Consider the following 22777-nt stretch of genomic DNA (forward strand, 5'->3'; position numbering starts at 1 on the left):
GCATTCCTTGTCCGGAGCACCGGGTACGACGGAATCGGCCGGGAGGGAAGTGTGAAGAGCGCGCACCTCCATCGGGCCGGCCCGTGTCATTCCTCGCCGAAGAGGCGCCCGGCATCAATCGCCGCTCAGAACCGGGGTCGAGAGATTGAAGCGATAGAACACCTTGTCCATCCGCGACGCGCCGAGGCGCTCGTAGAACGCTTGAGCGCCACGATTGCCGCCATCCGTCGTGAGATCGATCCGGGTGATGCCGCGCTCGCGGGCATACGCCGCAAGCCACTTCATCAGCTCTGCACCGACTGCCTGCCCGCGCGCGCGCTCATCCACGAAAAGCTCCTTCACGAACATGAGCCCCGAGAGTTTGAAGCCTGGCCGCAGCAGGGCGAAACAGGCAAGGCCGACCGCGCGATCCTCCAGAAAAGCGAGAGCGTAGCGCGTGCCTTCCCCGTCATGCATCGATTGCTCGACCATGGCTTGCGTCGGTTCGATGGGCTGGGCCACTTCAGGCCCAACATAATGGAGATCGACAGCGCGGATCAGGGCCGCGACGACGGCTGCGTCCGACTTTTCGGCAAGACGAATCTGGAGCTCGGACATGCGGGGATTGGCTCGGCGGTAACGTTTGATTCACGTTGCTTACCAGAACCCTTCGATCCCGCGCCAGTGCTACGGTAGAACAGTCCCCGATAAGACACGCGGGAGAAATCGACCGGCATGCCGAAGGCCTTGACCGATTGGGATGACGACGCGCTCGACCTCTTGGAGGACGAGCGGCCTGTCGCGCGCCCGCGCCGGGAATGGCCCTGGCTGCGCATGCTGATCCTCTCGAGCGTGATCGTGGCCGGACTCGTTCATCTCGCTCAGCAAGACGACAAGGTGACCCCGGACGAGCCGCAAGGCCCGCGAGAGATCCCGGTGGCGACGCTGACAGCCCCCGCCCCGGCCTGGACCGCCATCGACCGGCCGAATGCGCTTTTCACCATTGAGAAGAGCACGCCGAGCATCTTCGAAGCGCGACGTCATTCATCCGGCGGGCGGGCCGATACGCTGACTTTCGGCAACCCCGGCGAGCCGGGCTTCGCGCGGCTCACCTTCACCGTGAATTTGCAGGAAGCCCGTCGAACACTCTACGTCGATCTCGTCCGTCGCGCCGCCGAAGCCAGTCTGTCGGTGGTGCGCAATGCGCAAAGCGAAATCATCGCCACGAAATTCGGGCCGATCGAGACGGCTTCCATCACGCTCGCGGACCGACGCGAGCAAAGCTGTCGCGCTTTCCGCCTCAATGACGACGAGAACGGCTTTAGCTTTCTCGGTTGGCGATGCGGGTCGGATATGCAGCCGCCCGATGATGCACAGCTCGCCTGCTTCATCGATGCCATCACGTTGACTGATGCCAGCGACGCCACTCTGAAAAGTGTCTTTGCCCAGGCGGAGCGCCGCCGCCTTGGCTTCTGCCCGCCAGGATCACGCACAGCCGCCATCGGCGGAGCGAAAACAATAGCGCGGCCTTGATCGTTTTAGAGCATGATCAGAACAAGTGGAAACCGGTTGTTCGCCCGGATCATGCGGCATCAAAAGAATCGAGAGTTCGATCTTGTTTCAATCTGAAACGATCAAACTCTAGCGGAACCTTGTCAGGGGGACGAAGCTTGATCTGACACGACAACGATTGCGGAGGGCCTGATGGCTCAAGCCCCCCGATTGGAGGTCATCATGCGTCGTCTGTTTCTTGTCGGCGTCGCGTCACTTCTCGCCCTCGCCGCCCTGATTACCGCCGCCGAAGCCCAGAACCGTAATCGACAGGGGCGTCCCCTCTATCTGAGAGTCCAGCCCCGCAGTTTCCTGGATCCCGGCACGGCCGTTCCCGTCGGAACATTGAACCGCTACGCCACGCAGGGTGAGATATCCTATCTCAACCTGCCACCATGGATCGCCCAGAAGGAGCGCTTCGGTGTCGGCCTGCTGCCCGATCCCATCGGCGGTCTCTTCGTCGGCGCACGCAATCCCTTCCCGCCGCTTCCGCCGCTCATTCCCATCGAGAGCACGGGATCGATACGGTAGATCGTCGAGAAGCGCGCTTAGAGTTTGATCGTATCTCTTTGAAGCACGATCAAACTCTCTTTTCCTTATCGCCGCATGATCCGGGCGAACAACCGGTTTCCACTTGTTCTGATCGTGCGCTTAAGACAGCGCGTTCAGTTCCTTGACGATGGCATCGCCCATGTCGGTCGTGCTGGCGGCGTTCATGCCGGCCGTCGCGATATCCTTGGTGCGCGTGCCGGAGGCAAGGACGTTCGTGACGGCCTTGTCCAAGAGATCCGCTTCTTCGATCAGACCGAAGGAGTAACGAAGCGCCATGCCGAACGAACCGATCATGGCGAGCGGATTGGCAAGTCCCTTGCCCGTGATGTCGGGGGCCGAACCGTGGACGGGCTCGTACATGGCCTTGCGCTTAGCCGTCACCGGATCTTCCGCACCAAGAGCGGCGGAGGGCAACATGCCGAGCGAGCCCGTGAGCATGGCGGCGATGTCGGAGAGAATGTCGCCGAACAGGTTGTCGGTGACGAGCACGTCGAACTGCTTCGGGTTCTTCACGAGTTGCATGGCCGCATTGTCGGCGAGCACGTGCTCGAGCTGCACATCCGCGAACTCAGCCTTGTGAATGCGCGAGACGACCTGACGCCACAAAACGCCGGTCTTCATGACGTTGCTCTTCTCGGCCGAGGAGACCTTGTTGCGGCGCTTCTTCGCGAGATCGAAGGCGACGCGCGTGATGCGCTCGATCTCGCCCGTGGTGTAGAGCTGCGTATCGACCGCGCGCTGCGAGCCGTCTTCCAACGTCACGAGTTCTTTCGGCTCGCCGAAATAGACGCCGCCGGTCAGTTCGCGCACGATGAGAATGTCGAGACCTTCGACCACTTCGCGCTTGAGGGTCGAAGCGTCGGCGAGCGCCGGATAGCAGATCGCCGGGCGAAGATTCGCGAAGAGACCAAGGTCCTTGCGCAGACGCAGCAGTCCCGCTTCAGGACGGGCCGCATAAGGCACGCCATCCCATTTCGGACCGCCGACAGCGCCGAACAGAACCGCATCCGCTGCTTGCGCCAGTTTCATGGCGTCTTCCGAGATCGCCACCTTGTGCGCGTCGTAAGCCGCGCCACCGACGAGATCCGTCTCGGTCTCGAAGCCGATGCCGCGCTTGGCGAACCAACCGATGAGCTTCTCGACCTCTTTCATCACCTCCGGACCGATGCCGTCGCCGGGAAGAAGGAGAAGCTTATGCGTTGCCATGATGCGGGTTCCTCGCTCGAAATTGGTTTGTCAGGCCTGGGGTGCGTCCGGATCTCCATGCCGTTGTCGCGCACGGCTGAGTCAACACATGGATGGCCGTCCCGGCCATGACGAGGGAGGGTTTAGGCGCGAGGCCTAAGCTTGGCAAGCGCTTGTCGCTGCTGGCATGTCGTCAGTGAGGTGAATGATGTTACCCGCGATCCGTCACGCATCACGCCGGTCGGCGGATGAAGGCCAAGGCGCCGAGACGCCGCCCGAGGAGCGCGTAGAGCACGACGGCGATGACTTCGAGCACTAGGAACGTCGCATCCATCACGGGAGAAAGGTGTTCCAGGACATGCCGCGTTCGTCCGTCTTAACCCCTCAGCGCTTCAAGCACCTTCCCACCCGGACGACCGCGTTGTTCGAGGCCGATGCGGCGTTCCACGTCCTTGATGGCATCGCGGGTCTTCTGGCCGATCTTGCCGTCCGGCTCGCCCACATCGTAGCCGCGCGCCGTGAGCAGGCGCTGCAATTCGCGGCGCTGCGCGCGTGACAACGGCGGATCGTCCGTCGGCCACGCGGTGCGGATGCCCGGCAGGCCTTTCATGCGGTCACCGAGAAGGGCGATGGCGAGGCCGTAGGATTCGGCGGCGTTGTAGGAGTAGACCGCGTCGAAATTCTTGGTGACGATGAAAGCGGGGCCTTCTATGCCCGCCGGGGCGATGATGCCGGCGAGATAATCGCCCGAGAGCGGTCGCCCGTCGATGCGCGTCACGCCCATGGCGGCCCAGGAGGAGAGCGGCCGCTTGTTCTTTCGCCCGGTAAGGTTCGCATTGAAGCTCGCGGGCAGGCGCACCTCGTAGCCCCAGGGCAGCCCGTCGACCCAGCCCGCTTTTTTGAGGAAATTGGCGGTCGAGGCGACCGCGTCAGGCACGGAGGTCATGATGTCCCGATGCCCGTCTCCATCGCCATCGACGGCGAGGCGCTGGAAAGTCGAGGGCATGAACTGGGTATGGCCGAAGGCTCCCGCCCAGGAACCGCGAAGGTTCGCCGGATCGATATCGCCGTCCTGCACGATCTTGAGCGTCGCCATCAGCTCGCCGGTAAAATAGTCGCGGCGGCGCGGCGCGTAGCAGGCGAGCGTGGAAAGCGACTGCACCAACGGGCGTCCGCCGATATCCTTGCCGAAATTGGATTCGACGCCCCACACACCCGCGATTACGTAACGGTCGACACCGAAGCGCGCTTCCGCCGCCGCGAGGGCGCGAGCCCATTGGCCCATGGCAGCCTTGCCGTCCTGCACGCGCTCATCGTCCACGAGGGCCGCGAGATAGTCCCAGATCGGGGTCTTGAACTCTGGCTGATTGTCCATGAGTTCGAGGATCTTGAGATCGGGCTCGATGCTGCGCGTGGCAAGATCGAAAGCCTGACCGGAGATGCCCTTCGCGGCCGCCTGACCGCGCAGGTTCGACAGACAGGAGCGGAAATCGGCCTGCGCCGAGGCCGGGTTTGCGACGACAAACGTCGCAGCAGCGAGCGCGAGGGGAGCAAGAATACGAATCATGCCCCCGAATGTGCGGGGAATTTGGTTAATATAAGGAAAAACCGTTACGCGGCTGAAACGTGCGCGCCCTTGCCCGTCATTCCGGGGCCGCGAAAGCGGAACCCGGATCCGAAAACATCGGCGTTTATGGGTTCCGGGCTCGCGCCGAAGGCGCGCCCCGGAATGACGCCAAAGAAGTCCGTTCAAGCCCAGGCGCGTTCCCCGAGCTTCTTCTCGAAACTGTCGATGGACGGGGCCTTTTGCATGGTCAGACCGATATCGTCGAGGCCGTTCAAGAGGCAGTGCTTCCGGAAGGGGTCGAGATCGAAATGGATCTTGCCGCCGTCCGGCCCGCGGATTTCCTGCGCCTCGAGATTGACGGTGAGCGTCGCGTTCGCGCCGCGATCCGCATCGTCGAACAGCTTTTCGAGATCTTCCGGGCTTACCGTGATCGGCAGAATGCCGTTCTTGAAGCAGTTGTTGTAGAAGATGTCGGCAAAGCTCGTGGAGATCACGCAGCGGATACCGAAATCGAGCAACGCCCACGGCGCGTGCTCACGCGACGAACCGCAGCCGAAATTGTCGCCCGCCACGAGAATCTTGGCGTTCTTGTAAGCCGGCTGGTTGAGCACGAAATCCGGGTTCGGCGAACCGTCGTCCAGGTAGCGCATTTCGGAAAAGAGGCCCGTGCCCAAGCCTGTGCGCTTGATCGTCTTCAGGTACTGCTTCGGAATGATCATATCGGTATCGATATTGATGATCCGCAGCGGCGCCGCGACGCTCTCCAACACAGTGAACTTGTCCATGACCCTCGATCCCTCTCGCGGGAAGTTGCCGTCTTCGGGAACCTCTTAGCAAAGCCCGGGCGCAGCGCCTAGACATATGATCGTCGCGGGAGCGCCGGAGCCATGCACCGGACGTGGGACAGAACGAACCGCATACACGAACGTGTCTTACTTTCACCAGAAAAGTTGCGGCTCTCGCCATAACCAGCCGAGAGCCGCACCCACGCGCAGCACGCCGCTATTCAAGATCGCGATTAACGGCCACCATAAATTTCGCGATAGTAGTGGAGATTGGGATAGCCCGCGGCCGTGCAGGTCGGCGGTCCGGCGTAGCATGCCGGCCACAGGTCGGGCCCCGGGCCGAGGGCGCCGGTTACGCCGACTTCATACGGATAATACGGATAGGGAACGGGCCGCGATAGACCCTGCCATGCAGGCGCTGGCGCGTATGGGTTGGCGGGAGCGTAATACCGATGTCGCGCAGTTTGCGCCTGCGCCGGCAAGGCCGCGCCGGCGAGGAGTGATGCCGCTCCGATGGTCGCGGCAACCAACGTGGTCAAGATGGTGGTACGCATGGGAGAGAGTCCTCTTAAGTTCACGAGGATTCAACGCCACCCAGCGAACTGCCGTTCCGCGTTTTCAGGCGAGATGGCAAGGCTTCACCACCATGTGAACGAAGCTCGTCCGATTGAGGTGACGACCTACCCGGCAGCCGCCTCAATCGCTTCCATGTCATCGTCCGAGAGACCGAAATGGTGGCCGATCTCATGCACGAGCACGTGAGTGACGAGATCGCCGAGATTCTCTTCATGCTCCGCCCAGTAATCGAGGAGCGGACGGCGATAGAGCCAGATCATGTTAGGGAATTGCCCGGTTTGCATCACTGCCGGACCCTGCGCCAAGCCGATGCCGCGAAACAGCCCCAAAAGATCGAACGGACTCTCGAAGCCCATTTCCTGCAGCGTCTCGTCTTCGGGAAAATCCTCGACACGGATGACGACGCCTTCGCAGAGGCGGCGAAACTCTTCCGGCAGTCGCCGGAAAGCGGTTTCGGCGAGCGCTTCCATCTCGTCGAGGGACGGAGCCTGACGCTTCGACCAATCGTTCATGCGATCACAGGAAGCCCAATTGATGCGCGAGCCAGAGGCTCAACAGCACGACACCGACGAGAGAGAGCGAGCGCCCAATGCGGCGGCCCCACAATTCGATGGGATCCGTTCCGCCATGCTCCGCATCGCCGATGGCGTCTTTCGCGGAGAAGTGATCCCGCATCCGCTCACCCATGCGGGAGAGCGACGATGAGCCGAGGGTCTCGGAATCCCGTGCGACGCGCTCAAGCGCTTCACGAGATTCCCGTTCGCGATCCTTCGGCTCTTCCTTCACATCAGGCCCACTGGCGAATATCCACGAACCGGCCTGCAATCGCCGCCGCCGCCGCCATGGCGGGGGAGACGAGATGCGTGCGACCCTTGAAGCCCTGACGGCCCTCGAAGTTGCGGTTCGAGGTGGAGGCGCAGCGCTCCTGCGGCGACAGGCGGTCGGCGTTCATGGCAAGACACATGGAGCAGCCGGGCTCGCGCCAATCGAAGCCGGCGGCCTTGAAGATCTTGTCGAGACCTTCGGCCTCGGCCTGCATCTTCACGATGCCGGAGCCGGGCACGATCATGGCGTTGACCGCCTGATGAACCTGACGGCCTTCGACGACCTTCGCAACGGCGCGCAGATCTTCGATGCGACCGTTGGTGCACGAACCGATGAACACGCGATCGAGCGTGATGTCGGTGATCTTCGTGCCGGGCTTGAGGCCCATATATTCGAGCGCGCGCCATTTCGAGACACGCTTGTTCTCGTCCCGGATATCGTCAGGATTCGGCACGAGACCCGCGACCGAGATCACATCCTCAGGCGAAGTGCCCCAGGTGACGATGGGCGGGAGCTTTGCCGCGTCGAGCTTGATCTCGGTGTCGAAGAACGCGCCCTCATCCGTGCGCAGGCCGTCCCAATAGCGCACAGCCGCATCCCAGGCGTCGCCCTTCGGCGATTTGGGGCGATCCTTCAGATAGGCGTAGGTCTTCTCGTCGGGCGCGATCATGCCTGCGCGCGCGCCGCCTTCGATCGCCATGTTGCAGACCGTCATGCGGCCTTCCATGGACAGCGAACGGATCGCCTCGCCGGCATATTCCATCACGTGGCCGGTGCCGCCGGCGGTGCCGGTCTCGCCGATGATGGAGAGAATGATGTCCTTTGCAGTCACGCCTTCGGGCAGCTTGCCGTCGACGGTCACGCGGAAGTTCTTGGCCTTCTTCTGGATCAGCGTCTGGGTCGCGAGCACGTGCTCCACTTCCGAGGTGCCGATGCCGTGCGCCAGCGAGCCGAAAGCGCCGTGGGTCGAGGTGTGGCTGTCGCCGCACACGATGGTCATGCCCGGTAGCGTAAAGCCCTGCTCGGGGCCGACCACGTGGACGATGCCCTGACGCTTGTCGAGCTCGTTATAATACTCGACGCCGAAATCCTTGGCGTTCTGGGCGAGCGTCGCGACCTGGGTCGCGGATTCGGGATCCTCGATGCCCTTGGAGCGGTCCGTCGTCGGCACGTTGTGATCGACCACCGCTAGCGTCTTGCCCGGCTGGCGCACTTTGCGGCCCGATACGCGTAAGCCCTCGAAGGCCTGCGGGCTCGTCACCTCATGGACAAGGTGGCGGTCGATATAAAGAAGGCACGTCCCGTCATCCTGCTGATCGACGACGTGATCGTCCCAGATCTTGTCATAGAGGGTACGGGCTTTGGCCATCTTTGATCCGTCCAACGGTTTTAGAAACAAACTCTCGGGCTCGTGTTTAGCGAGTCTAAACAGCGACGAAAAGGTGTCTTGTCGGCGCATCGCATTGAAAGTTTCGCATGGCTGATACCCCACTCAACGCAAGATCCTTACGCGTAAGGGGGCCATCGAGACGGCGCGGCGGACAAACAAAAAGCGCGGCCGAGACCGCGCTTTGTCACATCCTGCGATGCGGGTCGACTTACTTGGCGGCGCCGGGCTTGTCCGCGCGCTCGGCAATACGGGCCGACTTACCGCGACGGTCACGTAGGTAATAAAGCTTGGCGCGGCGCACGGCGCCACGGCGAACGACCTTGATGGAATCGATCATCGGCGAGAAGACCGGGAACACACGCTCCACGCCCTCACCGTAGGAAATCTTGCGAACCGTGAAGCTCTCCTGGATGCCGCCGCCGGAACGGGCGATGCAGACGCCTTCATAGGCCTGCACGCGGCTACGGTCGCCTTCCTTGACCTTCACGTTGACGATGACGGTATCGCCGGGCTGAAACTCGGGGATCGTCTTGCCGAGCTTTTCAATCTGCTCTTTTTCGAGCTGCTGAATGATGTTCATTTTAAACTCCTGCCGTTGCGAGCCTTGAAGACCCGCTGGATTTCGGCGTCCTGTTTTAAGTTGAGGCGGCGGCTATACAAGGTTTTTGGGGGGTTGTCGAGGGAGGTGGCCGTCAGCCCTGCTCGGCCTGGGCTAGCCCGATATCGGCAATCAGATACCGCTCGAACCCGTCTGAAAGCGCCTTCCAGGGCGCTCTTCAGAGAAGAGTTGTCCGCCCTATGCCTTCTATCTCGGCTGGGGTCGATGGACTAGGAATAGTCAAGTGACGGGTGAGCGACAACAACCGAAAATGAAAGCGACAGCAACCATGAAGAGCAGCGCGAAGGAAGGACACGGAGGGGACTCTCCCGCCCAGCTGATCGACGCGAGAATCGAGGAGCTGGGTGATTGGCGGGGCGAGATGCTCGCCCGGATCCGAACTCTCATCAAACAGGCCGACCCGGACGTGGTCGAGGAGTGGAAGTGGAGAGGAGTTCCGGTGTGGTCTCATGCCGGAATCATCTGCACCGGCGAGACGTACAAGAACGCCGTGAAGATGACTTTCGCCAAGGGCGCCTCCCTGGATGATCCCTCACGCCTCTTCAACGCGAGCCTGGACGGCAACACCAGACGCGCCATCGATTTTCATGAAGGCGATAAGATCGATGAAGAAGCGCTGAAGGCACTCATTCGCGCCGCCGCGGCCCTGAACACGTCCTCGGCCGCGAAGCGCCCGAAAAGCGCGGTGGCGCGTTCCGGCGCTTGAAGGCATGATGGGAGTTCGGATTACGGACCTGACAGGCCGGTTCTTCCGTCGGTAAGTACGGCGAACGAAATTTTGAGAAAACATTCGTGAACGCGCCGCTACGCACCCGCGAAAACTACGTTTTTGCTTAGGATCGACAGACAGAAAGCCGAGGCGTTTAACGCAGCAGATCCGGCCGTCTTTCCTGCGTAATCCGTTCCGCTTCTTCCCGCCGCCACTTGTCGATGAGGGCGTGGTTGCCGGAGAGCAGGACATCGGGAAGGGACCGCCCCTCCCATTCGCGCGGACGCGTGTATTGCGGATATTCCAAAAGGTTCGACTCGAAACTCTCGTCGTGGCCGGAGGCTTCCTTGCCCATCACGCCGGGAATGACACGCACGCAGGCATCGAGCACGACCATTGCCGCCATCTCTCCGCCGGAGAGCACGTAATCGCCGATGGACACTTCTTCGAGATTGCGACCCTCGATCACGCGCTCGTCGACGCCCTCGAAGCGGCCGCAGACGATGACGACGCCCGGTCCCGCAGCAAGCTCACGCACGCGGGCCTGCGTCAGCGGCTTTCCGCGCGGCGTCATGAGAAGTTTTGGGCGCAGATCGTCAGGCGGCACGGCAGCATCGATGGCGGATGCCAACACATCGCAGCGCAACACCATGCCGACACCACCGCCTGCGGGCGTGTCATCCACGTTCTTATGTCGCCCGATACCATGATCACGAATGTTCTTCGTCTCGAGACTCCACAGGCCGCGTTCCAGCGCATCGCCGGAGAGCGAAATGCCGAGCGGTCCCGGAAACATTTCGGGATAGAGGGTGAGAATGGTGGCGTTGAAACTCACGCCTCGTCCTCGGGTTGAGGTTTGGCGGGCTCGAACAGATCGTCGGGAGCGACCACAACGACGCGCTTCTGGCTAAGATCGATCATCGGCACAAAGGCTTTGGCGAAAGGCAACAGAGCGGTCGGGCCTTTTTGGAGAGGCGCGATTTCGAGAAGATCGCCGCCGCCGTAATTCGGCACGGCGACGATGGCGCCGAGCGGTTCGCCTGCCTCGTTCTCGACCTTGAGGCCGATGAGATCGGCCAGCAGAAATTCGTCTTCCTCGGTCGCGGGGAGTTTATTGCGGTCGAGATAAAGCCGCACCCGATTGAGCGCTTCCGCCGCTTCACGCGACGTGACGCCTTCGACCTGCCCGATCAGCATATCGACAGCGGGCCCCGGTGCGCGGCGACAATTTTTGAGAAGGATGGTCCGGCCGCTCTCTGTGAGAAGCGGGCCGTAATTGCCGATCGCTTCCGGATCGGCAGTATAGGATTTCAGCCGCGCCTCGCCTTTGAGGCCATGGGCGCGACCGAACTCGCCGACGAGGACGAGGTTGCTTCTACCGGAAGAACCCTCCCCTTGAGGGGGAGGGTCGGATCGTAGATCCGGGGTGGGGTGGGAGCGCGAGCTTGCAGAATGTGGCGTTTCCACCCCACCCCGCCGCTGCTTGCGCAGCGTCGACCCTCCCCCTCCAGGGGAGGATGTGCGCGCGCCCTTGCCCATACCGGCTTACGCAGCCTCGCCTTCGGACGGGGCAGCAGCCGCCGCAGCCTTGGCGTCGGCACGCTCCTGGGCCTTCTTGCCCGGAACGGCCTTCTCAGGGTTGTTGCGGGCTTCGCGCTTCAGGAGGCCGGCGGCATCGAGGAAGCGGAGAACGCGGTCGGTCGGCTGCGCGCCCTTGGCGAGCCAGGCCTTGATCTTCTCGACGTCGAGGGAGACGCGCGCAGCATCATCCTTCGGCTTCATCGGATCATAGGTGCCGACCTTCTCGATGAAGCGGCCATCGCGCGGGGAGCGCGAGTCGGCGATGACGATGCGGTAGTAAGGACGCTTCTTGGCGCCACCACGGGTCAGGCGGATTTTGAGGGACATGGGAAACTCCTTTTAGTGTCCTTCGATCAACTCTTCCGTCATTCCCGCGAAGGCGGGAACCCAGAACCTCCGACGGCTCGAGATCGAGACCCTTCGGCGGCTCTGGATCCCGGGCTCCGCGCGCGCGGCCCCGGGATGACGGCTAACTTCAAATTCTCACTTCTTCTTGCCTCCGAACGGGAAGCCACCAAGGCCCGGAAGCCCCGGGATCTTCGGCCCGCCGAGACCGGGTAAGCCCGGCGCTCCGCCAAGCCCTTTGGGCATCGGCGGAAGACCGCCGGCGCCGCCGGGGAAATCCGGAAGCTTGCCGCCCATCTGCTTCTGCATGGCTTCGATCTGTTCCGGCGTCGGCTGGGGCATGCCGCCGCCGAGCCCAAACATCTTGCCGAGCGTGCCGGCCATACCCTTGCCTTTGCCGCCGCCCATCATCTTCATGACGTCGGCCATCTGGCGGTGCATTTTCAGAAGCTTGTTGACGTCTTCGACCTTGGTGCCGGAACCCGCCGCGATACGTTTCTTGCGCGAGGCTTTGAGCACATCGGGATTGCGGCGCTCAGTGCGTGTCATGGAATCGATGATGGCGCGCTGACGCTTGATGACCTTGTCGTCGAGATTGGCGTTTTCCAATTGCGACTTCATCTTGGCGATGCCGGGCAACATGCCGAGCATGCCGCCGATACCGCCGATCTTTTCCATCTGGGTGAGCTGATCGCGCAGATCGTCCAGATCGAACTTGCCCTTGCGCATCTTCTCGGCGATGCGAAGCGCCTTTTCCTGATCGATATTCTCCGCCGCCTTTTCGACGAGCGAGACGATATCGCCCATGCCGAGAATGCGGTTGGCGACGCGAGAGGGGTGGAACTCCTCGAGCGCATCGACCTTTTCGCCCGTACCGATGAGCTTGATCGGCTTGCCGGTGACGGCGCGCATGGACAGAGCAGCGCCACCGCGCGCATCGCCGTCCATACGGGTCAGCACGATGCCGGTGACGCCGAGGCGTTCGTCGAAAGCGCGAGCGGTGTTGACCGCATCCTGACCGGTGAGCGCATCGGCGACGAGAAGCACTTCATGCGGATCGGTCGCGGCCTTCACTTCGGCCGCTTCCAGCATCAAACCTTCATCGACGGTGACGCGGCCCGCCGTATCGAGCATGACCACGTCGAAACCGCCGAGACGCGCCGCTTCCATGGCGCGCCGCGCAATCTGCACCGCCGATTGACCGGTGACGATGGGTAGCGTCTCCACGCCGACCTGTTTACCGAGAACGGCCAACTGCTCCATGGCGGCGGGACGGCGCGTATCGAGAGAAGCGAGAAGGACTTTGCGCTTCTCGCGATCAGTCAAACGCTTGGCGATCTTGGCCGTGGTCGTGGTCTTACCGGAACCCTGCAGGCCGACCATCAGGATCGCGACGGGAGGAGCCGCGTTGAGATCGATGATTTCCGCATTCGCGCCCAACATCTCCACGAGCTGGTCGTGAACGATCTTGACCACCTGCTGGCCGGGCGAGACCGATTTGACGACCTCCGCGCCGATGGCACGCGCCCGCACCTTGTCCGTGAACGAGCGCACGACTTCGAGGGCCACGTCCGCTTCGAGCAACGCACGCCGCACTTCGCGAAGGGCGGCGTTCACATCCTCTTCCGTCAGTGCGCCACGGCGCGTGAGGCTGTTGAGGATTGTCGAAAGTTTATCGGAAAGGCCGTCGAACATGGATCACTCGCTGTTCTGGGCAGATTCTGCCCGGCGCACCTGAAGCGCATCCTCGAAATGGCGGATCGCCGCTTCGAACTTGTCGCGACAACCCGGATTGCAGAAGCCGACCACCGCGCCGCGATAAAGGGTGAGCGAATCCGCCGCGATGGGTTTCCCCGACCACGGGCAGGTCTCGTTGACCGCATCCTCAATTCGCAACGTGTCGTCCGACATCGCTTCGTTTCCGTTACATTTCATTTGCCGTCATGCCCGGCCTTGTGCCGGGTATCCACGTCTTGAAGCCGCCGAGCAACAAAGGCGTGGATGGCCGGTCTGATCCCCGGATCAAGTCCGGGGACGGCCATGACGTAGAGCAAAAGCCCAAAGCCAAAGAGCGCCCGAGGGCGCATCGCGCTGTCGGACGTTGACCTCCAGCCTCACAGGACTGGTCGGCGGCTCAAGGGCTCGCTCTACAGATTTGACGTGGTGGATTAAGGGCAAAAGGTTACAGAGTCAATGAAAGGGGGTCTTTCGATAATGACTCAGTTTGGTCCGCGCTCTTCCCTCCCCCTTGCGGGGAGGGGTAGGGGGTGGGGGTTGAAAAGTCAGAGCGTTGCCTGTGATCCGGCAAGCAGGAAGGCTGCTACAGCGCCAGACGTCTGAAAGTTTCACCCGGTCAGACCACTCCCACCCTTCGTCCCTCCCCACAAGAGGGAGGGAAAGCCTGTGCCTTATCCTCATCAAACTGAGTCACGACCGGTCTTTCGATCACAGGCGACAAACGCGGCGGCTTGACCGGACCCGCAAGAGCGTTTCACTTGCGCCCCTCTCGAAACCAGCTTCGCGGATCATGGCTCTCAAGCGCAACCCCTATTATCAAGGCCCCGTTTCGGACCATTTCGACGGCCTGCGCTTTTTCGCGCCCGGCCGTCCCGGCGACAAGACGTTGAAGGATCTGTTGCGCTGGCGGCGGGAAGGTGGCCGCAAGGTCTGGCCCACATCCTTTCCAAGCCCGTTTCAGGACAAGCCGCCCGTCTCCGTCGCCGGTCTGCGCGTGACGCTGATCGGCCACGCCTCGTTTCTGATCCAGGTTGCAGGACTCAATCTTTTGACCGATCCGGTCTTCTCGGAGCGCGCAAGCCCCCTTCCCTTCATGGGTCCCAAGCGGGTCAATCCACCCGGCATCGCCTTCGACGATCTGCCGCCGATCCATGCGGTTCTGATCACGCACAATCATTACGATCATCTCGATCTCGCGGCGGTTGGACGCCTATGGCGGCGTGACCGGCCGCGCTTCATCGCGCCGCTCGGGAACGACGCGATCATCCGCGCGAAATATCCCAAGATCGCCGTCGAAACCGGCGATTGGGGCGCATCCATCGAACTCGGGAACGGTGTGACGGCTCATTTCGAGCCGAGCAATCACTGGTCGGCGCGGGGAGTGCGCGACCGGCGCATGGCCCTGTGGTGCGCCTATGTCCTGACGACACCACGCGGGACCCTGTATCACGTGGGCGATACTGGTTTCAGTGACGGTGCGATCTTCGCCCGCATCCGTGAGCGTTTCGGCCCGCCCCGGCTCGCGCATCTGCCCATCGGCGCCTATGAGCCGCGCTGGTTCATGCAGCCGCAGCACATGAGTCCCGAAGAGGCCGTCCGTGCCTTCCAGCTTCTCGGCGTGGAGCAGGCTTTGGGCCACCACTGGGGCACTTTCCAGCTCACCAATGAGGCGATCGAGGAACCCCCGCAAGCACTCGCCGCCGCGCTCGAGGCCGCAGGCATTCCACAGGAGCACTTCAGGCCCCTGCGGCCGGGCGAGGTTTGGGAAGGCTGATCGCGCCGCCTATTTCGGCTGCACGTAGACGTTCACTTCGAGAGTGGCGTCGGACGAGGACGTCAGGTCGGTCACGTATTCCTCGATGAAAGCGTCCTGCGCCACGATGTCCTTGGCGTCGAGATAAGCCGCGATCGTCTCGTAGGTGCCCTCGATCTCGTCATAGGCGTCCTTGTGGACGAAACGGAAGGCCTTGCCCTCCGGGGTCTTGCCGAATTTGATCTCGGGCGTCAGCTCCGTCTTGCCTTCCGGCGCTTGGGCGATGGGCACCATGGCGTCGAACTTGAAACCCGCATCGTCCGTATGCACGAAGATGGTCAGCGGACGGCCCGTCGGTGCGATACCCGCCTTTTTCAACTCGTCCTCGATCTTCTGGAAGGTTTTCTTCAAGGTCGTGAAGCCATCATCCCAGGTGGTCGTGCCGGACAAAACCGCCACAGGCTTTGCGGGAAGCAGGACCTCCTGCACATCCATCGGATCGCCCGGGCCGGGAACCAGGGTCGAGCGCGCGGTGCTCGTGGGTGCCGACAGCGAGGCCGGCGGGGGAGTTGTTTGAGCGGGCTGCGTCGGCGCAGCCGGGGCAGCCGGGGGTGTCGCGACAGGCGCTGCGGGTTGTGGAGCCGGTGGCGTCTCGGGGGGCGTTGCGATGGGAGCAGCGGGTTGAGGAGCTGGTGTCGCCTGGGGGGGCGCGGCCTGAGCGCCAGGCACGGGGGTTTGCTGTGCGGTGGACGGGCTTGGTTCCGTCGCCACGGGCGCGGGCACCGGGGAACTCACCACGGGTGGCGGCGTCTGAGCGAAGCTCGCCGCCGGGGCCAGCGCAAGCGCCACACTGAGAAAGCAAGGAATAAGCCGCATGGTTGGTCTACTTGCGCGAATCAATTCGGGTTTCAGGCGATCATCATAGAAGGTCTCTCGCAGGGTCGCGAGATCTCCTATGGTCGTCTCGTTGAGCGCACCGGAAATGCTCCGCGCGATTTTGACGCAACATCATTGCTGAAAAATTGGGCAGCGATGCTGTCCTTTTGTGCTTGCCCTGAAAATGAGCGCTCTCTATTTTGTGCAGTGCGACACGGTGATTGGCGTCACCTGTCGTATGCCCTTCTTGGGCGTTTCCTCCCTAAACTCCGGGCCGCTGGAAACAGCGGCCTTTTTTCTTTTTCAAGCATGATCAGAACAAGTGGGCACCGGTTGTTCGCCCGGATCATGCGGCATCGATAAAGCACGGATTTCCGGCCAAGACCCGACTCGCGCTTTTCGCGGCTTTGCGCCATATACGGGCCATGAGCCGCCTCGCAAATCACCGCTTTCTCAAGATGAACGGTCTCGGCAACGAGATCACCGTGCTGGATCTGCGCGGCACGTCCTTGCGCGTCAGCCCGGCGGAAGCGCGGGCCATTGCCGCCGATCCGCGCTCGCATTTCGATCAGCTGATGGTGCTGCACGATCCGCAGACGCCGGGCGCGGACGCCTTCATGCGGATCTACAACACGGACGGCTCGGAATCGGGGTCTTGCGGCAACGGCACGCGCTGCGTGGCCTGGGCCATGCTCGCCGATCCGACCATGTGCAAGAGCAACGGCGACACCCTCACGCTTGAAACCAAAGCCGGGCTCCTACCGGTGGAGCGCGTCTCCGATGTGGTGTTCACCGTCGATATGGGCGCGCCGCGTCTGGCGTGGAACGAAATCCCCCTGCGGGACCCCTTCCCCCACACTACGGCCATCGATTTCCGCTTCGACGTGCCAGGTTTGCCGACGCTTGCCAATCCGGCAGCGGTCAGCATGGGTAATCCGCACATCCTGTTCTGGGTAAGCGATGCTTACGCCTACGATCTTCCGAAGATCGGCCCGCAGATTGAGACCGATCCGCAATTTCCCGAGCGTGCGAACATCTCCCTCGCGCAAGTCGTCGACCGCGAACACATCGTCTTACGCGTCTGGGAGCGCGGCGCGGGCCTCACTCGCGCCTGCGGCTCGGCGGCCTGCGCTTCTTTGGTTGCAGCCGTTCGCAACGACCTGACCGGGCGCAAGGCAACCGTTTCGCTCCCCGGAGGCGATCTCGTCATCGCATGGCGCGAAAGCGATGGCCACGTGCTCATGACCGGGCCGACCGAACTCGAACATGAAGGCATCTTCGAACCGTCGTTATTCGCTGGAGCCGCGTGATGACCGTCGAGGTCGTCACCTTCGGCTGCCGGCTCAACATCGTCGAGTCCGAGACCATGCAGCGCCACGCGGAAGAGGCGGGCCTCAACGACGTCATCATCGTCAACACCTGCGCGGTGACGGCGGAGGCGACCCGTCAGGCACGGCAATCGATCCGCCGCATCGCGCGTGAAAAACCCGATGCGCGCATCATCGTCACCGGCTGCGCCGCGCAGGTGGAACCGCAAACGTTCGCCGCCATGCCGGAAGTGGCGCAAGTCATCGGCAATCATGAGAAGATGAAGGCCGAGAGCTGGACATCGTTCAACGACTTCGACGTCGAGACATCGGAGAAGATCCTCGTCAACGACATCATGGCGGTGAAGGAAACCGCCATGCATCTCATCGACGGATTGCGCGGACATACGCGCTCTTTCGTGCAGGTGCAGAACGGCTGCGACCATCGCTGCACGTTCTGCATCATTCCGTTCGGGCGTGGAAATTCCCGCTCGGTGCCTATGGGCGCGGTGGTCGATCAGGTGCGCAATCTCGTCGCGCATGGCTCGCGCGAAGTGGTTCTCACCGGCGTCGACATCACCAGCTACGGCGCGGACTTGCCGGGAGAGCCGAAGCTCGGTGCGCTCGTCAAAAATCTTTTGCGTCACGTGCCCGAGCTCGAGCGCCTGCGCATCTCATCCATCGATTCCGTCGAGGCCGATGACGACCTGCTCGACGCCATCGCCACCGATCATCGCCTGATGCCGCATCTGCATCTCTCGTTGCAGGCGGGCGACGACATGATCTTGAAGCGCATGAAACGCCGCCATTCGCGCGACGATGCGATCCGCTTCTGCGAGGACGTGCGCAAACTTCGCCCGGACATGGTTTTCGGCGCCGACATCATCACCGGCTTTCCGACCGAGACGGAGGAGATGTTCGCCCGTTCCCTCGACATCGTCGATGAGTGCGGCCTGACGCATCTCCACGTCTTCCCCTTCTCGCCCCGCCCCGGCACCCCCGCCGCGCGCATGCCGCCGGTCGCCCGCGACGTGGTGAAGGAGCGCGCCAAGCGTCTGCGCGCGAAAGGCGAAGCTGCGCTGCTACAGCATCTCGACAGAGAAGTCGGCGCACGTCGCCGTGTCCTCACCGAGCGCGGCAATGTGGGCCGGACGGAAGGCTTCACGCTGGTCCGCTTCGCTGAGCCGATTCCGGCGGGTGAAATTTGCGAAATCGCTATCACCGGACACGATGGGCAGGATCTGCTGGCGGCCTAGCTCCATCCGTCATTCCGGGCCGCGCCAGCGGAACCCGGAATCGCTTACAGAACGAAGCGCTATCCTTCCGACGATCCCGGATCGGCTTTGCCGTCCGGGATGACAGTATTGTCCAGAGTCATACCGCAGGCGCGGATACGCTCCTTCATATGCTCCGGCACCGGCGCTTCAACCGTGATCGGCGGCTTTTTCGGGTAGAGCGGCACGGTGATCGCGCGGGCATGGAGATGCAGTCCCGGCCCACCGAAGCGCGGCGCGGTGCCGTAGATCGTATCGCCGATAATCGGCCAACCGGAGGCTGAACAGTGGACCCGCAATTGATGGGTGCGGCCAGTGATCGGGCGCAGTTCGAGGAGGGTGAGGTGCTTCCCCTCTCCTAGAGAGGCCAACAAGCCAGCGCGGGGTGGCGTCACGGTATCCCCTCCCCCCTTGTGGGGGAGGGTTAGGGAGGGGGGTATGGCGCCAACCGGTCGATCATCATACCCCGTCGGACCGTTGACACCCCCCTCTCCAACTCTCCCCCACAAGGGGGGAGAGGGATTGTCGGTGCTTCGTCCCAACACCCGCCATTTCGTCAACGACGGCTGGCCTTTCGGATCGACCTTCATCCACCAGCCGCGATCCGGAGATTTCGGCGCCAGCGGAAGATCGATCTCGCCCTCGTCGGCCTCAGGGCCACCCTCGACCACGGCCCAATAAACCTTGTCGATCTCGTTGCGTTTGAAGAGATCGCCCAGCCGGGCCAATGCCTTGGCGTGACGACCGAGCACGATGCAGCCGGACGTATCCTTGTCGAGCCGGTGCGCCACTTCCGGGCGGCGCGGCAAACCGAAGCGCAGGGCGTCCAGATGATGAAACAAGGTCTCCCCGCCCTTCGGTCCCGGATGCACGGGCAGACCGGCAGGTTTGTCGATCACGAGCACCAGGGCATCGCGATACAGGAGACGGGATACTATCTCTTCCGCATTCATGATGCCTCGGCTATCGAGGCTCAGCGAGCAAAGCAAGAGGCGTGTAGAGGACATCATGGCCGAGACGAAACCCGACAAGCCCGGATTCCTGTCCCGCCTCTTCGGACGCCACGAAGCGCAACCGGAAGTGCCAGTGGCGCCGGAGGCTTCTCCTGAAACGGAGCACCCCTCCGACCCGCCCGTCACGGGCTTCGACGAATTGCCCTCGGTCGAGGATCTGCCGCCGGAACTGGCGGGCGCGGATCTTCAACCCATCGCGCCGGGTGAGACGGGTGAAGCCGCGCTTCGCGAGTTCGTCGTGGAGCCCGAGCGCTTGAGCTGGTGGCAGCGTCTGCGCCAGGGCATGCGCCTCACTTCGTCCTCCCTGTCCGACAGCGTCACGAGCCTGTTTACCAAGCGCAAGCTCGATGCCGGAACGCTGGAGGAGCTCGAAGACGCCCTCGTCCAGGCGGATCTGGGCGTCGATACGGCGCTTCGCATCACGCAGGCCGTCGCGAAAGGGCGCTACGACAAGGAAATCGCGCCCGACGAGGTACGGGCCATTCTCGCAAGCGAGGTGGAGAAGACGCTTGCCCCGGTGGCGAAGCCCCTCGTGATCGACCGGACGCAAAAGCCTTTCGTCATCCTGATGGTCGGCGTGAACGGCGCGGGCAAGACAACGACTATCGGCAAACTCTCTCAGAAATTCCGCGATTCCGGCCTGAAGGTCATGCTCGCCGCAGGAGACACCTTCCGCGCGGCGGCCATCGAACAGCTGAAGATCTGGGGCGAGCGTGTCGGCGCGCCGGTTCTGGCGCGCGAACAGGGCGCGGATGCGGCGGGCCTCGCCTATGACGCCTTGCAGGAGGCAAGGGCCAGCGGCACCGACGTGCTCATGATCGACACCGCCGGACGCTTGCAGAACAAGGCCGGTCTCATGGCCGAGCTTGAAAAGATCATCCGCGTCATCAAGAAATTCGACGACACCGCTCCCCACGCGACGCTCCTCGTGCTTGACGCCACCGTCGGCCAGAACGCGCTCAGCCAGGTCGAGATCTTTCAGAAGGCGGCAGGTGTCTCGGGCCTCATCATGACGAAGCTCGACGGTACGGCGCGGGGCGGAATTCTCGTGGCTCTTGCCGCGAAATTCGGCCTGCCCGTGCATTTCATCGGCGTCGGCGAAGGCGTGGCCGATCTCGAACCCTTCGAGGCCGGGGATTTCGCCCGCGCCATCGCCGGGCTAGAAGAGTGAACCGCGAAAAGAGCGTTCACCGCCTTTTGGACACGATCATGCTTGAACAGAGAGCGACATGACCGAACAGAAGCGTCTCAATCCCCTGCTCAAGCTTGTCCTCGAACTCGGACCGCTGGTGCTGTTCTTCTTCGCCAATGCCTATGCGGACCGTTTCGGCTTCGCGGAAGGCCGGCGGATCTATGCGGCGACCGCACTCTTCATCGTCGCCACCATCGTGGCACTCGCGATCAATTACGCGCTCGTGCGCAAATTGCCGATCATGCCTCTGATCTCCGGCGTCGTGGTGGTGGTGTTCGGCGGGCTGACGCTGTTCTTGCAGAACGACGTGTTCATCAAGCTTAAACCCACCATCGTGAACACGATGTTCGGCGTGATTCTGCTCGGCGGTCTCTATTTCCGCAAACCGCTTCTCCAGATCGTCCTCGACAGCGTATTCGAACTGACGGAAGAAGGCTGGCGCAAACTCACGCTTCGCTGGGCCCTGTTCTTCCTCTTCCTCGCCGTGCTGAACGAGGTGGTGTGGCGCACGCAGACGACGGATTTCTGGGTCAGCTTCAAGGTCTTCGGCATCATGCCGCTGACCCTGGCCTTCGCTCTCTCGCAAACGCCACTGCTGATGCGACACGATGCGAGCAAGAAGGCGGAAGAGGTTTAGAGCCTGATCAGAACAAGTGGAAACCGGTTTCGCCCGGATCGTGCGCCAATAAAGCTCTAGGCGGGCGCGAACAACCGCAACAGGCGCGTCACGCCCGGCAGCGGCGGACACTCCTTTTCGGCCCAACCTTCCGCTTCACCCGAAGCCGTCAGCGTCTCCTGCGAGACGAGAAGTGAACAGCCGGCGAATTTGGTCGCCTGTTCGATGCGCGATGCGATGTTGACCGCCTCACCGAGCACGGTGAATTCAAGACGGTCCTCATCCCCGACAACGCCGCAGAAGACTTCGCCGGTATGAATGCCGATGCCGATCCGCACCGGGGGATCGAAGCCGCGCTTTTCATTCCAATGTGTGATCAACTGAAGCAGGATGCGCGCGCAATCGATGGCCCGCGCCGCGTCAGTCTGTTTGTCAGTCGGAACACCGAAAAGAATGAGCGCGCCGTCGCCGATGAACTTGTCGATCACACCACCCGTTTGCGTGGCCGCGCGTGTCACCCGCCGGCGAAAGGCGGACATGAAGACGGCGAGCCGCGTTGGGTCCATGGTCTCGCCGAGATGAGAAGAATCGCGGATATCGACGAAGAGCATCGTGACGGGAATGCGCCGGCCTTCGCGCAAGCCCGCAAATTCCCGCTCCGTCAGAACGGGTGCGAGCTCGCTCGGCAGATAGCGCGTGAGGTTCAGCCGCAAGGTGGTTTCGCGCACCGCCCGTTCGAGCAGAACCCGCCCCTGCCGCGCAACGAGAACCAGGATCAACGCTCCGGCGAACATCATGACGATGCGCACCATGTTGGCCTGGTTCGAGAACTGGCCGGCAAGCTCGTCGAGATCCTCCAGCCGCTCCTGCGGGGTCAGATAGGCACCGGAAAAGGCGAGCAGGGAGAACCCGACCAGATAGATCGTCGCCACATAGATCTGAAGTCTCGGATGATAGTGGATCGCCGTCGCAGCCATGGCGATGGGCACGACCCACACGAGGGGAAAACTTGGGAAAAGCGCACCCGGAATCCCGAGAGTCCAATGGCTATAGGCAAGATTTCCGAGGATGAGGCATGCATCGACGGTGGCCGAGATCATGGGAAGCCACGGTACCGCAATGCGGCGCGCCGCGAGCCGGGCCGCAATGAGGCCGAAGACGCCGAAGAGCACCAGTGTCGCCTCAGCGATATGAATCTGCCGAAGCGCGACCTTGTTCGTGAAGTTGACGCTGGCGACGGCGCCGACGACCGAGGCCAGCAAGAGACAGGCGACCACGACACGGGCGAAACCCGCCCTGCGCACCGCCGCGATATCCGCCTCACGGATCAGCCGCTCCATCGCAT

Annotated in this window: 25 protein-coding genes; 8 read left to right on the forward strand and 17 right to left on the reverse strand. The window is 62.5% G+C overall.

Going from position 1 to position 22777, the window contains the following annotated elements; genetic code table 11:
* Positions 1-114: 114 nt before the first annotated feature.
* Positions 115-627: a GNAT family N-acetyltransferase gene (locus AB4072_RS12535; protein ID WP_441968575.1), complete on the reverse strand. Its 513-nt coding sequence runs from the start codon at positions 625-627 to the stop codon at positions 115-117.
* Positions 628-714: 87 nt separating this feature from the next.
* Here AB4072_RS12535 and AB4072_RS12540 point away from each other — a divergent pair, with 87 nt between their 5' ends.
* Positions 715-1512 carry a hypothetical protein gene (locus AB4072_RS12540; protein WP_441968268.1) on the forward strand — a complete coding sequence of 266 codons (798 nt, stop codon included), beginning with the start codon at positions 715-717 and terminating at the stop codon, positions 1510-1512.
* A 171-nt stretch (positions 1513-1683) separates the two neighbouring features.
* Positions 1684-2061 (forward strand): hypothetical protein, encoded by a 378-nt coding sequence (locus AB4072_RS12545; RefSeq protein ID WP_441968269.1) that lies wholly within the window; start codon positions 1684-1686, stop codon positions 2059-2061.
* Positions 2062-2181: 120 nt separating this feature from the next.
* Here the strand turns inward: AB4072_RS12545 and leuB are convergent, their stop codons facing one another.
* The 8 genes from leuB to rplS all read right to left on the reverse strand — a co-directional run bounded on the left by leuB (position 2182) and on the right by rplS (position 8990).
* The gene (gene leuB / locus AB4072_RS12550) at positions 2182-3288 is read right to left on the reverse strand and encodes a 3-isopropylmalate dehydrogenase (RefSeq protein ID WP_441968270.1); all 1107 of its coding nucleotides are present in this window, start codon (positions 3286-3288) and stop codon (positions 2182-2184) included.
* A gap of 355 nt (positions 3289-3643) precedes the next feature.
* Positions 3644-4834: a lytic murein transglycosylase gene (locus AB4072_RS12555; RefSeq protein ID WP_441968271.1), complete on the reverse strand. Its 1191-nt coding sequence runs from the start codon at positions 4832-4834 to the stop codon at positions 3644-3646.
* Positions 4835-5016: 182 nt separating this feature from the next.
* Positions 5017-5619 (reverse strand): 3-isopropylmalate dehydratase small subunit, encoded by a 603-nt coding sequence (leuD, locus tag AB4072_RS12560; RefSeq protein WP_441968272.1) that lies wholly within the window; start codon positions 5617-5619, stop codon positions 5017-5019.
* A 233-nt stretch (positions 5620-5852) separates the two neighbouring features.
* Positions 5853-6173 carry a hypothetical protein gene (locus tag AB4072_RS12565; RefSeq protein WP_441968273.1) on the reverse strand — a complete coding sequence of 107 codons (321 nt, stop codon included), beginning with the start codon at positions 6171-6173 and terminating at the stop codon, positions 5853-5855.
* 126 nt (positions 6174-6299) lie between these two features.
* The gene (locus tag AB4072_RS12570; protein ID WP_441968274.1) at positions 6300-6707 is read right to left on the reverse strand and encodes a metallopeptidase family protein; all 408 of its coding nucleotides are present in this window, start codon (positions 6705-6707) and stop codon (positions 6300-6302) included.
* Positions 6708-6711: 4 nt separating this feature from the next.
* Positions 6712-6981: a hypothetical protein gene (locus AB4072_RS12575; RefSeq protein ID WP_441968275.1), complete on the reverse strand. Its 270-nt coding sequence runs from the start codon at positions 6979-6981 to the stop codon at positions 6712-6714.
* A gap of 1 nt (position 6982) precedes the next feature.
* Positions 6983-8389, reverse strand: coding sequence for a 3-isopropylmalate dehydratase large subunit (gene leuC, locus AB4072_RS12580; protein ID WP_441968276.1), 1407 nt, complete (start codon positions 8387-8389; stop codon positions 6983-6985).
* A gap of 229 nt (positions 8390-8618) precedes the next feature.
* Positions 8619-8990, reverse strand: coding sequence for a 50S ribosomal protein L19 (gene rplS, locus AB4072_RS12585; RefSeq protein ID WP_441968277.1), 372 nt, complete (start codon positions 8988-8990; stop codon positions 8619-8621).
* Positions 8991-9279: 289 nt separating this feature from the next.
* Between rplS and AB4072_RS12590 the strand changes: the two genes are divergently transcribed.
* Complete coding sequence (locus AB4072_RS12590) at positions 9280-9735, forward strand: DUF1801 domain-containing protein (RefSeq protein WP_441968278.1); 456 nt, start codon at positions 9280-9282, stop codon at positions 9733-9735.
* A 157-nt stretch (positions 9736-9892) separates the two neighbouring features.
* Here the strand turns inward: AB4072_RS12590 and trmD are convergent, their stop codons facing one another.
* From trmD to AB4072_RS12615, 5 genes are all read right to left on the reverse strand, one after another.
* Entirely contained in the window at positions 9893-10573 is a 681-nt protein-coding gene (gene trmD / locus AB4072_RS12595) for a tRNA (guanosine(37)-N1)-methyltransferase TrmD (protein WP_441968279.1), read from the reverse strand.
* The gene (rimM, locus tag AB4072_RS12600) at positions 10570-11205 is read right to left on the reverse strand and encodes a ribosome maturation factor RimM (protein ID WP_441968280.1); all 636 of its coding nucleotides are present in this window, start codon (positions 11203-11205) and stop codon (positions 10570-10572) included. Before rimM ends, trmD begins: the two co-directional genes overlap by 4 nt.
* Before the next feature lie 78 nt (positions 11206-11283).
* Positions 11284-11646, reverse strand: coding sequence for a 30S ribosomal protein S16 (gene rpsP, locus AB4072_RS12605; protein WP_441968281.1), 363 nt, complete (start codon positions 11644-11646; stop codon positions 11284-11286).
* A 156-nt stretch (positions 11647-11802) separates the two neighbouring features.
* Positions 11803-13359: a signal recognition particle protein gene (gene ffh / locus AB4072_RS12610; protein WP_441968282.1), complete on the reverse strand. Its 1557-nt coding sequence runs from the start codon at positions 13357-13359 to the stop codon at positions 11803-11805.
* Between the two features lie 3 nt (positions 13360-13362).
* Positions 13363-13575 carry a glutathione S-transferase gene (locus AB4072_RS12615; RefSeq protein ID WP_441968283.1) on the reverse strand — a complete coding sequence of 71 codons (213 nt, stop codon included), beginning with the start codon at positions 13573-13575 and terminating at the stop codon, positions 13363-13365.
* A 616-nt stretch (positions 13576-14191) separates the two neighbouring features.
* Between AB4072_RS12615 and AB4072_RS12620 the strand changes: the two genes are divergently transcribed.
* A complete protein-coding gene (locus tag AB4072_RS12620) occupies positions 14192-15175 on the forward strand; it encodes an MBL fold metallo-hydrolase (protein WP_441968284.1) in 984 nt (327 codons plus the stop codon).
* Between the two features lie 9 nt (positions 15176-15184).
* Here AB4072_RS12620 and AB4072_RS12625 read toward each other — a convergent pair whose 3' ends face one another.
* Positions 15185-16030 carry a GyrI-like domain-containing protein gene (locus AB4072_RS12625; protein ID WP_441968285.1) on the reverse strand — a complete coding sequence of 282 codons (846 nt, stop codon included), beginning with the start codon at positions 16028-16030 and terminating at the stop codon, positions 15185-15187.
* A gap of 425 nt (positions 16031-16455) precedes the next feature.
* Between AB4072_RS12625 and dapF the strand changes: the two genes are divergently transcribed.
* Both dapF and mtaB read left to right on the forward strand, forming a co-directional pair.
* Positions 16456-17340, forward strand: coding sequence for a diaminopimelate epimerase (gene dapF, locus AB4072_RS12630; RefSeq protein ID WP_441968286.1), 885 nt, complete (start codon positions 16456-16458; stop codon positions 17338-17340).
* Positions 17340-18593, forward strand: a complete 1254-nt coding sequence (mtaB, locus tag AB4072_RS12635; protein ID WP_441968287.1) for a tRNA (N(6)-L-threonylcarbamoyladenosine(37)-C(2))-methylthiotransferase MtaB — start codon at positions 17340-17342, stop codon at positions 18591-18593. The genes dapF and mtaB overlap by 1 nt, the downstream gene beginning before the upstream one ends.
* A 59-nt stretch (positions 18594-18652) precedes the next feature.
* Here the strand turns inward: mtaB and AB4072_RS12640 are convergent, their stop codons facing one another.
* Positions 18653-19642: an RluA family pseudouridine synthase gene (locus AB4072_RS12640; protein ID WP_441968288.1), complete on the reverse strand. Its 990-nt coding sequence runs from the start codon at positions 19640-19642 to the stop codon at positions 18653-18655.
* On the opposite strand from AB4072_RS12640, the gene ftsY reads away from it, so the two are divergent.
* Positions 19620-20795: a signal recognition particle-docking protein FtsY gene (ftsY, locus tag AB4072_RS12645; protein WP_441968289.1), complete on the forward strand. Its 1176-nt coding sequence runs from the start codon at positions 19620-19622 to the stop codon at positions 20793-20795. The genes AB4072_RS12640 and ftsY overlap by 23 nt on opposite strands.
* 58 nt (positions 20796-20853) lie before the next feature.
* Positions 20854-21453: a septation protein A gene (locus tag AB4072_RS12650; protein WP_441968290.1), complete on the forward strand. Its 600-nt coding sequence runs from the start codon at positions 20854-20856 to the stop codon at positions 21451-21453.
* Between the two features lie 56 nt (positions 21454-21509).
* Here the strand turns inward: AB4072_RS12650 and AB4072_RS12655 are convergent, their stop codons facing one another.
* On the reverse strand, positions 21510-22772 hold the full coding sequence (locus AB4072_RS12655) for an adenylate/guanylate cyclase domain-containing protein (RefSeq protein ID WP_441968292.1): 1263 nt from the start codon (positions 22770-22772) through the stop codon (positions 21510-21512).
* Positions 22773-22777: the final 5 nt, after the last annotated feature.

This window comes from Microvirga sp. 2MCAF38, assembly GCF_052115485.1.
Lineage (GTDB): Bacteria > Pseudomonadota > Alphaproteobacteria > Rhizobiales > Beijerinckiaceae > Microvirga.